The sequence below is a fragment of the Paenibacillus sp. 2RAB27 genome (assembly GCF_052115445.1).
GTDB lineage: Bacteria > Bacillota > Bacilli > Paenibacillales > NBRC-103111 > Paenibacillus_E.
In genome coordinates, this window is record NZ_JBFRGR010000012.1 from 126,402 (window position 1) to 138,585 (window position 12,184).

The 12,184-nt window shown below is 48.6% G+C and carries 8 protein-coding genes; 6 read left to right on the forward strand and 2 right to left on the reverse strand.

Going from position 1 to position 12,184, the window contains the following annotated elements:
• Positions 1 to 47 precede the first annotated feature (47 nt).
• The gene (locus tag AB4114_RS18040; RefSeq protein WP_441989710.1) at positions 48 to 1,457 is read left to right on the forward strand and encodes an MFS transporter; all 1,410 of its coding nucleotides are present in this window, start codon (positions 48 to 50) and stop codon (positions 1,455 to 1,457) included.
• Between the two features lie 364 nt (positions 1,458 to 1,821).
• On the opposite strand, the gene AB4114_RS18045 is transcribed toward AB4114_RS18040, so the two are convergent.
• Both AB4114_RS18045 and AB4114_RS18050 read right to left on the reverse strand, forming a co-directional pair.
• The gene (locus tag AB4114_RS18045; RefSeq protein ID WP_441989711.1) at positions 1,822 to 2,655 is read right to left on the reverse strand and encodes a DUF72 domain-containing protein; all 834 of its coding nucleotides are present in this window, start codon (positions 2,653 to 2,655) and stop codon (positions 1,822 to 1,824) included.
• Between the two features lie 573 nt (positions 2,656 to 3,228).
• Positions 3,229 to 4,962, reverse strand: coding sequence for an ABC transporter ATP-binding protein (locus tag AB4114_RS18050; RefSeq protein ID WP_441989712.1), 1,734 nt, complete (start codon positions 4,960 to 4,962; stop codon positions 3,229 to 3,231).
• A 224-nt stretch (positions 4,963 to 5,186) separates the two neighbouring features.
• Between AB4114_RS18050 and AB4114_RS18055 the strand changes: the two genes are divergently transcribed.
• The 5 genes from AB4114_RS18055 (at position 5,187) to AB4114_RS18075 (ending at position 12,173) form a co-directional block, all read left to right on the forward strand.
• A complete protein-coding gene (locus AB4114_RS18055) occupies positions 5,187 to 6,629 on the forward strand; it encodes an ABC transporter permease (protein ID WP_441989713.1) in 1,443 nt (480 codons plus the stop codon).
• Between the two features lie 11 nt (positions 6,630 to 6,640).
• The gene (locus tag AB4114_RS18060; protein WP_441989714.1) at positions 6,641 to 8,149 is read left to right on the forward strand and encodes an ABC transporter permease; all 1,509 of its coding nucleotides are present in this window, start codon (positions 6,641 to 6,643) and stop codon (positions 8,147 to 8,149) included.
• 122 nt (positions 8,150 to 8,271) lie between these two features.
• Entirely contained in the window at positions 8,272 to 10,101 is a 1,830-nt protein-coding gene (locus AB4114_RS18065) for an ABC transporter substrate-binding protein (RefSeq protein ID WP_441989715.1), read from the forward strand.
• 101 nt (positions 10,102 to 10,202) lie between these two features.
• Positions 10,203 to 10,682: a hypothetical protein gene (locus tag AB4114_RS18070; RefSeq protein WP_441989716.1), complete on the forward strand. Its 480-nt coding sequence runs from the start codon at positions 10,203 to 10,205 to the stop codon at positions 10,680 to 10,682.
• A 210-nt stretch (positions 10,683 to 10,892) separates the two neighbouring features.
• Positions 10,893 to 12,173, forward strand: coding sequence for a sodium:proton antiporter (locus AB4114_RS18075; RefSeq protein WP_441989717.1), 1,281 nt, complete (start codon positions 10,893 to 10,895; stop codon positions 12,171 to 12,173).
• Positions 12,174 to 12,184 lie beyond the last annotated feature (11 nt).

Below are 12,184 nucleotides of genomic sequence, written 5' to 3' on the forward strand. Positions count from 1 at the left end.
CCCCTTTTCTTGTCTTGTATAAACCTTGTCCACCTGGAGGAAAAACTATGAACACCATGACGAATTTACACAAACAACAAATCGAAGTAGCCGCGAGAGAAACTAGGAAGTTTGGTATGCGTGATAAAATCGGGTACTTGTTCGGGGATTTTGGAAACGATTTCTTTTTCATACTTGTAAGCTCTTTTCTCATGGTCTACTACACCGATATCTTCCATATCAGCGCGGCGACTGTTGGTATCCTCTTCCTCGTAGCTCGTATTTGGGACGCGGTTGCTGATCTGACTTGGGGCCGATTTATAGATACGCGCAAGGCGAGTAAGCATGGTAAATTTAAACCTTGGATTCTGCGAATGTCTTTCCCGCTTGTCGTATCTGGTGTGCTTATGTTCGTTCATATTCCTGGCATGTCGAACGGCTTCTATCTGACTTATGCCTTCATCACCTATATTCTCTGGGGAACCCTCTACAGCACCGTCAATATTCCTTATGGCTCCATGGCTTCATTCATCACGAGTGATCCTGTTGAGCGTACTAGCTTGTCTACGTTCAGAACAATGGGCGGACTGTTCGCCAGCTTGATTATTAATGTGGTTGGACCGCTGGTTCTATTCGTGAATAACAAAGCTGATGCGAACCACTTCATGATGGGTGCAATCCTCTTTGGCATCCTATCCATTTCTTGTTACTTAGCTTGTTACACGATGTCTACGGAACGCATTACGACATCAGCAGCACAAGAGAAGAATACGAATATCAAGGTAACCTTGAAAGCATTAGGCAAAAACAAACCATTACTCTCGATTCTAGTCATCTCGCTGATGTTCATGATGTTGAACATGCTAACTGGCGCGGTTAACGTTTATCTATTTAAAGACTATTTTGGAAGCGCATCCTCCCTGAGTATCGTCGGACTTGTTCAGGTTGTTGTCATTCTAATTGCCATTCCGTTGGCTAAACCTTTAGTCGCTAAATTTGGTAAAAAAGAAATCGCCGCTGCCGGCATGCTCCTTGCCGCTATCGTGAATCTTGTCCTTGCCTTCCTTCCAGGCCTAACAGCGATGCAGTTCATTGGCATATCCACATTAGGAACATTCGGATTCGCCTTCTTCAACCTCGTTGTATGGGCATTTGTAACCGATGTCATTGACTACCACGAATTCCTGACAGGCATGCGCGAAGATGGAACCGTCTACTCCGTGTACTCTTTCGCTCGTAAATTAGGCCAAGCCATCGCTGGTGGCATTGGCGGATTCGCGATTGCTGCAGTGGGCTACGATTCCATACTTCCTAAGCAAACACAGGCTGCGTTGGAAGGAATTTACCGCTTAGGCACGTTGGTGCCGGGCATTGTATTCTTCGTGATTTTCATCATGCTCGTATTCGTCTATCCGTTAAATAAACAGCGTACACTGACGTTGGCAACAGACTTGGCTGCGAAGCGTGGTGAGGTGTAGTCGGTAAGCGGGTCCAGCAGCTTCTGTCAAATGACAGCTTCATACGGAACCTCGTTCCGTATCGTCGAGACAACCTAAAAACACCCCTGCTGGTAAGCACGCTACAGTCGTGCGCTTTCCACAGGGGCATTTGAACTTCAGCAGTTCTATTCATCATCTTCCCATTTACGCGAATAAGCCTTCTTCGTAATCCAAATCGTTAGCCCAATCACAATAATAATGGCTATGATACTTCCTATAATTGCACCAACCACCTAGCACCGCTCCTTATATCTACTCTTACATCCCATTGTAACAAAAGTCGCCCCGTCCAAACAGCACCCACTTCGACAATTCCGCAACAGAAACCCAACCTCGCAACCTATTAGAACAAATCCAACTGCCTCGGCGCGAGCCCCTCGTAGTCTAAGCCCAGCATGCTCATCAACGTTTTCGCATTCCCAGCAGCATGTCCACCTGAGTTGTTGTTGAAAATGATGCAAACTTCGCGCGTCTGCTCCTGCAAGTGGAGCAACCTCACCTTCCACTCCAACAATTCCTGCGAATTGTAGTCGTACAGATACCGCACATCGCGCCAGTTAGCTTCGTTCGTCTGTACCCATCCCCCGACATTTCGTCCGTGGAAGCGGACCATCGTCATGTCTGGATGCGTCGCCTCCAGGACGATCGGAACCGATCCAATTCCCGCCTGCGGCTCGTCGCAGATGCTATGCATCCAGCCCTCGCGCTTCATGAAGGCCAGCGTCTTGTCGCGCATGTCCTCCGTGAACCAGCTCTGATGGCGGAACTCCAGCGCTAGCGGCACATCGCCCATTCTCGCCTTCGCCTCGCGAATCACATCCACACTCGCCTTGTTGCACGCAAACCAAGGAGGATACTGAAACAGCACCGCCTTCAGCTTCCCCGCTTCCTGAACCGGTCGAATGGACTGCAAGAACGCCTCGTACATCTGGTCTGCCCCACCGGCAAACGGATTCTCTCCCCGTAGATGGCCAGTCATCCCTTGATAGGCTTTGATTATAAACCCAAAATTCTCAGGAGTCTCCTGGACCCATTTCGCATAATTACGTTCAGGCTGAACCGCGTAGAAGGAGGTATCTACCTCCACGATCGGGAAATGAGCGCCGTACGTCACGAGCTTCCCTTTGCTCCCGCCCAAGTCATGGTCCCCCCAACCCGCTAAACCGATGTTGATCACTATTATCACCCCGTGCACAATCACTTTGTTAAACGTATTCTTTCATCCATCATAACATCCTCGTGCACCATTCCCAAGAAATACACGCTCACTAACGTGCAAAAAAACGCCTCCGCCGTCCTTCAAGGACGGAGCGTTTATAGAGAAATACAAGAAAAGGGACTGTACTTGTGAAGTACGTCCCTTTTTGTATACGGTAGTCACGTTCGCGCTCCTCTCTCGTGCAGGGAATGCGGGCAGCCGAGGGCCAAACACTAGAGTAACTGTATTTTGTACAGCTAATTTCACGTCTCATTCGTGTTTCAGTGATTTAACTGGAAACTATCCATGTAATTTCAAAATTTCAAGAGAATACGGATGAAATTTGATGATTTAACCACATAAAATCCATCTAATCGTAGAATTTGGAGGAATTTGCAATAATTAACTGTATGTTTTCCATTTAGCCGGGTGGGAAAGCCGAAATCAGTTAAAGTGAAGTTTGATTATACATGAAATAAGGGGGAAAGATTCGCTTACCCAAAATTCTTATATGTCACAAAAGCGCGTCCCTCCATGAAGGGACGCGCGTTATCATTCATTCACAGCCAGCCAATGGCCTGGCGTCACTTCAACAAACCGCGACCGCTCCAGCCCATACGGATCCTGTATCGACGAATCCATGAGTGGCACGAACGCCTTACGCGACTCCACCGCCGGATCAGGAACCGGAATCGCCGCGAGCAGCGACTTGGTATACGCGTGCATCGGGTTCGCATACAACTCTTCGCTCTCTGCGAGTTCAACGATCTTACCCTTGTACATCACGGCTACGCGGTCACTGATATGCTTGACCATCGAAAGGTCGTGAGCGATGAATAGGTACGTTAGCCCCAGCCTCTGCTGCAGTTCCTCMAGCAGCTTGACGATTTGCGCCTGAATGGAAACATCCAGAGCCGACAACGGCTCGTCGCAAACGATAAACTCTGGCTCAACCGCCAGTGTTCGGGCGATGCCAATCCGCTGCCGCTGCCCGCCAGAGAACTCATGCGGATAGCGCATCGCGTGAGATGGGCTAAGACCGACCATCTCAAGCAGTTCTTCGATCCGATGCTGCCGCTCCCCCCTGCTTTTCGTCATGCGGTGGAGGTCCAACGCCTCGCCGATAATGTCGGCAACACGCATACGCGGATTCAGGGAGGCATACGGATCCTGGAAGATCATCTGCATGTAGCGTCGCATCGTCTTCATTTCCCTGCGGTTTAAGCGGTTGAGCGAGATCCCCTTGTACAGCACCTCTCCGCCTGTCGCTTCGTTTAACCGCAAGATGGTCCGACCTGTGGTGGATTTACCACAGCCAGATTCTCCTACTACGCCTAGCGTCTCCCCGGCACGGATATCAAAGCTGACATCGTTGACTGCTTTGATGATCTGGCCTTTGCCTAGATTGAAATGCTGTCTAAGCGACCGAACCTCCAGCAAGGGACGATCATCTGCTGAACGAGTGACAGAGGAAACGAGTTTAGGTTTCTTCTTCTCGTCAAGCCTTGGCAGTGCGTTCAGCAGACGCACTGTGTAGGGATGCTTCGGAGCAGAGAAAATCTCCTCCGTCGTGCCCGTCTCCACGACTTCGCCATCCTTCATGACTACGACCCGATCACACATGCCGGCTACGACACCTAGATCATGCGTAATCAAGATAATAGAGGTGCCCAGCTTGCGCTGAATCTCCTTCATCTGGTGCAAAATCTGCGCCTGAATGGTGACATCAAGCGAAGTCGTCGGCTCGTCCGCAATAAGCAGCGATGGTCGACAAGCAAGCGCGATCGCAATCATTACGCGTTGACGCATACCACCGGAAAATTCATGGGGATACTGTAAGTAGCGTGCTTCTGCGAAGGGGATACCAACAAGCTTCAGCATCTCAATCGCTTCCCGCTGTGCTTCTTCCTTGCCAAGCTTTCGATGCTTGATCAAACTCTCCTCAATTTGTCGACCGATACGCATCGTTGGGTTCAGGGAGGACATCGGATCTTGGAAGATCATGCCGATATCGCGACCGCGAATATGCTCCATCTCAAGATCTGACTTATCAGCGAGGTTCTGTCCTTGGAAGAGAACCTCTCCCCCCTTCACCATCGAAGGAGGTGATGGCAGCAACCTCATGATCGTACGTGCTGTAACGCTCTTCCCGCTGCCGGATTCGCCCACGATCCCCAGCGTCTCTCCCTCGCGAACAGAGAAACTTACGTTACGAACCGCTTCAACTTCCTTATCTCGTGTGTAGAAAGAGACAGACAATTGCTTCACTTCTAAAATGGATGTCATATAATCACCTTTGAGTTGGGATAAACTTGAAAAGAAAGTTTCTATCATTCGTAAATACATGTTAAAATATAAGTTAATTATATCGCAACGATAAAAAAATTATATAATTCGAATAAAATAAACTATTTTCCGACCATTATTGACATTTTCAGCTGCCACTCTTAAAATCTACTATATCGATCGGAATAATGCAATATAAACGACCGACAAAGGAGCATACGAACTTGACCGGGCACACTTCAGCTATGGATTCACCTCTAGTCGATCGACTCGGGAACATTTTTCCCAAAATGCTACTGCATCCTACTTATCGCTTTCTGCTACTACTGGCGGGGGCTCCCTTGCATCTAATCGTCTATGTGGTTTACCTGTCCAATAAGAAGAAGAGTATGCACAAGGCTAAGTTGGACAAGTTAGAACAGCAATGGACTGCCTCCGGATATCGCGATCAGATGTTCAAGGAGGCGAAAGAACAACTTGAACGCAAGCACCGATTTTTCGGTCAGACCGTCGCACCAGAGAAGCTGGATCGTGAAGCTAATCAGATCACGGCGATCAAGTTCAGGGAGGCGTTATTGCGTCACCTTGATGCTGAGCAAGATGGGAATGGCAAGTCGCAGACTACCTATGCCGATACATTCACCCAGTTGATACGACACCCGGCTTTTCTCGCTATATCCATTATTCCCGGTGTTCTTATGTACATTCTTATGTTGATTTATAACAATGCCTATTTCAAATATATCGCTGAACGGCTCGTGATGACCGTTTTCGTCATTTTTGGCGTCGCATTTCTGGTCTTTACCATTCTCTATCTGTCGCCCATGAATCCTGCGGCCAACATTATCGGGGAAACGGCTACAGCCGAGCAGATTGCCAAGTTTAATCAGCTTTACGGGCTTGATCAGCCTTATCTGGTTCAGCTGTGGCATACGTTCCGAGGTATTCTGACATTCGATCTAGGCAAGTCGTTTGCGGGAAGTGAAGACGTCACTACCTCCATCGCCGCGAAGTTTCCCGTGACGCTGACACTAACTGTCATCTCCACGATTGTAGCGGTACTGATCGCGCTGCCGATCGGGTTGGTATCTGCCACTCGGCCGAATTCTTTCTTCGACTATACGTTCATGTTGATTGCACTGATTGGATTGTCGATCCCTAACTTCTGGCAAGGGCTCGTCCTTATCTTAAATTTCTCAATCAAGCTGCACTGGCTCCCGGCTACGTATAATCCGAATAATGCCTTGACGATGATCATGCCGATTGTCGTATTAGGAACAGGACTTACAGCGGCCGTCGCCCGGATGACGCGTTCTTCTACACTGGAGGTCATCCACGAGGATTATATTACGACAGCCCGGGCCAAAGGGTTATCCCGCGGCCAGGTGCTTTGGAAGCACGCCGTGGGTAATGCGCTAATCCCGATCATTACGGTCATCGGACTTCAGTTCGGTGCCATGCTCGGCGGAGCGGCTGTGACAGAGAAGGTTTTCAATATCAACGGGATTGGAAGCTATATCGTGGACAAGCAGTTCATTCCCGATATTCCCGCAATTATGGGTGGCGTCGTCTATACAGCCATCACAATCTCTATCGTCAATGTCGTCATTGACATTTTATATGCCTTTTTTGATCCACGAATCCGTTCCAAAATGAAACAATACTAGCAGGTGACAACGTGACCAAACCGATACTTACTAAACAGGACACTCATTTCAGATTACGTACCTGCTCCGAATACGGACAAGCCAGCTTTGCGGGGATCGCCTCCTTAAGCTTGGCGCTGGTATTGTTGATCAACAGCTTCGAAGGAGCTCACCTCGCTGTGCATTCAGCCGTGTTCGCTGCCTTTGTCTCGTATTTGGTCTTTGCACTTCTTCAACTAGGAACAATGGCTTTGATCCGCAGAGATCTGCTTCAGCATGGTGAGATCCGCCGCACCACTCGATGGTTAGGCTACCTACTATTGCTCAGCTTGCTGACTGCGAATATTTTCATCGTTACAGCTGCCTTTCAGCTCATCAAACGCAAGAAGAATGCAGCATATATTCTCTCGTTCTACGCATTATTGACGACCTTGTTCGTTTTCGCTGTCTCAGCTCTAAACGTCTTCAAGCCGTATGTATCCAACTTATTCGTACCGGGTATGGGCCTCATTTTAGTCGCCGGAGTCGTTCAATTACTTGCTCTTCTTCTGATCTCCCGATATGCAGATGACCAGCATATGCCCAAGTGGATGTGGGTCGTTGCGGTTCTGCTGCTTGTAACTGCTTTAACGGGCAATGTGTTCGCCTTGGCGCTTGGCATCCTGTTGATGTCCAAACTTAAGAACAGAGATGGTTCGTCCGGCACGAAATTAAATGAGGTTGTTGATCGGCTGTCCCGCAGTTCTACTTCCATGCTGGGTCTGTGGTTCATCGGTTTTCTTATTTCAATCTCGTTGTGCAGCTACTTGACGTTCGACTACGGGATGGCGATCGATAATAATTACGGAGCTATTCTGCAATCGCCAAGCCTTGCCTATCCGCTTGGTACGGACAACTTCGGTCGATGTCTGTTCTCTCGGATCGTATTCGGTGCACGCATCTCGCTCTTTGTTGGTATCCTCTCTACATTGATCCCTGTCATTATTGGAGGCTCACTGGGAGCGATATCCGGCTACTACGGACGCAGTACAGACAATCTCATCATGCGAGCGCTTGATATCTTGTACGCCATTCCAGGCATCCTGCTTGCCATCGCGATCATCGCGGCATTCGGCGCCAGCACGGTCAATCTCATCATCGCACTGAGCGTAGGGGCCATTCCTACGTATGCTCGGACCATGAGAGCCAACGTGCTGCTCGTCTCTACGCTTGAATATGTGCAAGCGGCGCGCGCTTTCGGCGCTGGCGATTTTATCATTTTGCTCAGACATATTATCCCGAACTCCATTGCGCCAATGATCGTTAAATCTACGTTGACTGTCGGTGGAGCCATCATCTCAACAAGCAGCTTGAGCTACCTCGGACTCGGCGTCGAACCGCATATCCCCGAGTGGGGTAATATTCTAAAGGTCGGAAGTTCCTATCTCGAAACTCATGCCTACACGGCAATTTATCCTGGCTTGGCTATCATCGCACTCGTGCTGTCCTTCAACTTCCTTGGAGACGGACTACGCGACGCGCTAGATCCAAAGCTTGACTAAAACAAGCAAATCATCTTGGAATATTCATTCTTACTCCATGGACCTCATCGTTACACATACACTTGAAGGAATATGGAATGAATGTGCGTTCATACACTTACTTTTACTAGGAGGGTCAATCTATGATTAAGAAAAGCAAGGTCGTCATCCCCGTCATCCTCGGTGCCTCTTTGATGCTGAGCGGATGCAATTTCACAACGAAGGATGCTGCGTCACCATCACCAGGAGCATCAGCTGCTGCCAACACTACCCCTGTAGACATCGAACTATTGGGTATGAGCTCCAACGAAACAGACCTTAACATCGTTCGTGACCAACTTACGAAGAACGGTTTTAACGTGAAGTTGAACATCCAGCCGGATTACGGTACGTTCAAAGCGCAACAAGATGCAGGCAATTTCGATGCTGCCTTGTCCAGCTGGACTACGGTTACAGGTAACCCGGATTATGCGGTACGTTCCCTTTTCAAAACAGGTGGCGACTACAGCATTATGTCCGATCCTGAGATCGACAAGCTGATTGATCAAGCAGCAGCACAGACACCAGAGCAGTACACAGAAACTTACAAGAAATTCGAACAACAATTAGTGCTAGACAAGGCTTACATCGCACCGCTTTACAACTCACTTAAAGCACAAGCGTTCAATCAAGATGTGCTGAAGAAAGAGTCTGTACGTCTCTCGAAATCACGCTCCCTTCCATGGGAAGAGCTAGACTTCAAGGATACGGCCAAACGTGCGAAAGACCCGATCATTCTGCAATCCACGCTTCCATCTTTGACATCCCTCGATCCGATCAAAGGCAATGACGGTTCGATCAATATTATCAACACGAACATGTACGTACGTCTACTCAACTTGACAGATGACGACAAGCTAACGGCTGAAGGCTCACTTTCGCACAACTTTGCCATCGCCAACGGGAATTCAGACTACTACTTCTTACTTCGTGACGATATCGACTTTGCACAAATTAAGAACAAGCTAGCCGCTGACTCTGGCGAACGCGTTGGTGCTGAAGATGTTATTTTCTCGCTAAATCGTGCCAAAGACAAAAACTCTGTACCGAATCACCGTACTTTCACTTTGCATGAGCATATTAAAAATGTAGAACTCGTGACCGACCCTGCCGTACTTGAATCCGTTAAAGTATCCGGTGGTTCCGACACAATCAAGTCGAGTCTCGAAAAAGGCCTTGGCACCAAAATTTCATCCCTAGTCGCGGATAAAACAAAAGCAAGCAATAAAGAAGGCAAATATCAAGTTGTTAAGCTGACAACGACGGAACCGTTCCCGCAAGTTTTGAACTATCTAGCACATCAATCGGCGGGTATCGTCTCCAAGAAGCAAGTTGAAAGCATCAACACGTACGATGTAGCCAAATATGACGTAAATAAAGACATCGCGTACGGCGACCAAGCGACGATTACTGAGGGTGCTAAATACAACAACACGTTGGCTACAAGCGGTCCTTACATTTTGTCTTACAAAAATGATTACGAAGCCGTTTTCTATAAAAACCCTGGTTATATGAAGGGGACAAAGTACGAGCCGAAAGTTGACTCCATCAAAATTCGTTTCATCAAAGATGCTGAAGCCACCCTGTCAGCGCTTAGAAGCGGTGAAATTCACTTGTACTACGGCGTGTCCGAAGTGAAGTTCGACGTTGTCAAAGCGGATACTAAGCTTTCACTCCAAACGATCCCAAGCAACGCTGTCTCCTACTTGCTGTTCAACACCAAGAACCGTGAAGTTGCCAAGAGCGCTGACTTGAGAAAAGCTGTACTTTACTCTATCAATCAAGACGAATTCCTTGCTTACTACAAGAACAATAAGTTCAAAGCAATCTCGACATTAAGCCCGCTTGTCAAAACGGGATTAGAAATCAAAGCAGATTCTGCTAAAGTGAAGGATTTCTTGAGCAAGTATAACGCAAGCAAATCCGGTAAGTAATTCAACTGCTAAACATGCTAAGAAGACTGCCTCATCGTCGATACGACGGTTGGGCAGTCTCTTTCATACAAACCACATCGTACAGACAGGAGCGAATCCAAATGCCAACTCCCGAAGCCAACCCAGTTAAACTGTCGCAATGGGATGCACTCATCCTAGAATCACTCAAGTCCCAAGAATCTTCCGCAGATGAGCTTCTTAGGCGGGTCCAAGCTGGCCAGCTTCCGGTAGATGAAAGCAAGTTCCAATTCGACTATACGCGCTTAACCGAGCTCGCGAGTGACGATCTCGCCGCGTTCGAGCAAGCCGTTCGTCAAGGCTACCAGATCAAATATAATACGCTGCGCGGCATCGCCAGCTGGATTCTCGTCGTTTTCGGTCAGGAGCCTGAGTTGCAGCTCGAAACCGGTCACGAAGCGGTCGTGGCAACTCTTACCGCGGAGCAGCATCAACGCCTGACTGCCGTCCTCTCCTATGGGTGGACCGTGCGCGGCGAGCAGGCAGCTACGCCTGAAGCGAGTTCGACATACGTGATCGAGCCTTTAACACGAGGCAATTCGGCAAATAGCGTTATGCCATAACGTTATCTGCTGCAACAACCCCATGATGACATCACTTTATCTTTACAACTCCCAACGGAGCAGGTATAGTTACGCTATATAGGATTGACCCGGAGGAGCCTGCCAAAAGCGGGCTCTTTTTATCTTTTTCAGGGAACTGTGGTCCTTCCTCGTACATAATTCAGGACAATACTGGAAATCCTGAAATAAAGTTAAATGGAGGCAGATTTAGTGGAATTACAAGCTTACTGGGCGATCGGCATCTTCTTACTTATTTATGCGATTATCATTTCCGAGAGAATCCACCGCACCATTATCGCGATGATCGGCGCCGTGCTGATGGTTGTTTTTGGCACCGTCAGCCAAGAGACAGCTCTGCATCACATCGACTTCAACACGCTGGGCCTACTCATCGGGATGATGATTATCGTAGGCATTACGGCGGAGACGGGGCTTTTCAAATATGTCGCGGTGAAGGCAGCGAAGCTCGCCAAGGGACAGCCGCGAAGGATATTGATCGCGCTTGTGATCATCACAGCGGTATGCTCGGCCTTTCTAGACAATGTGACTACGGTCCTTCTGATGGTCCCTGTCACCCTGAGTATCACGAGGCAGCTTCGGGTAAATCCGTTCCCGTTTCTTTTTACACAAATCATTGCTTCCAACGTCGGAGGAACTGCAACGTTGATCGGTGATCCGCCTAATATTATGATCGGAAGCGCGGTGAGTGAGCTCACGTTCATGGCGTTTATCTCCAATTTAACACCGATCGTCATCATTATCCTGCTGGCATATATTCCTTTGTTCCTTCTACTGTTCGGCAAACAAATCAAGTCTACGCCCGAGCTGCAACAAAGCATTATGGCGATGGATGAGAAGGCCATGCTGACGGATCGGAAGCTCCTATGGAAATGCCTCATCGTTCTGGCCCTTACCATTCTAGGCTTCTTCCTGCATCAGAGCCTACATCTAGAATCGGCTACGGTAGCACTGAGCGGCGCGTTTCTGCTGCTTCTCCTGACTGGCGAGCACATGCTGGAGCCTGCTTTTGCCAGTATCGAGTGGCCTACGATCTTCTTCTTTGTTGGTCTTTTCGTGCTCGTGTCCGGACTTGTAGAAACAGGCGTGATTACGCAGTTAGCTGCGCACGCGATTGAATTAACGGGCGGTAATGAATTCGCAACCTCAATGCTGATTCTTTGGCTGAGCGCGATTGCATCGGCTTTCCTCGACAACATCCCGTTCGTTGCCACCATGATTCCATTGATTCAGGAAATGGGTAATATGGGCGTGAGCAATCTAGAGCCGCTGTGGTGGAGTCTGGCTTTGGGCGCTTGTTTGGGCGGCAATGGTACGTTAATCGGGGCGAGCGCAAACTTGATCGTAGCTGGCCTAGCCGGAAAAGAAGGCTATCCGATCACCTTTGTGAAATATTTGAAATATGGCTTCCCGCTGATGATCATCTCGATCGTTCTGTCCAGCTTCTATATTTATTTCAGGTATTTGATGTGAGAAAGAGGAGG

Excerpts from the sequence above, each read along its gene's own strand:
- AB4114_RS18040 (WP_441989710.1), top strand. The coding sequence starts at position 48 with ATGAACACCATGACGAATTTACACAAACAACAAATCGAAGTAGCCGCG.
- AB4114_RS18065 (WP_441989715.1), top strand. The coding sequence starts at position 8,272 with ATGATTAAGAAAAGCAAGGTCGTCATCCCCGTCATCCTCGGTGCCTCT.
- AB4114_RS18070 (WP_441989716.1), top strand. The coding sequence starts at position 10,203 with ATGCCAACTCCCGAAGCCAACCCAGTTAAACTGTCGCAATGGGATGCA.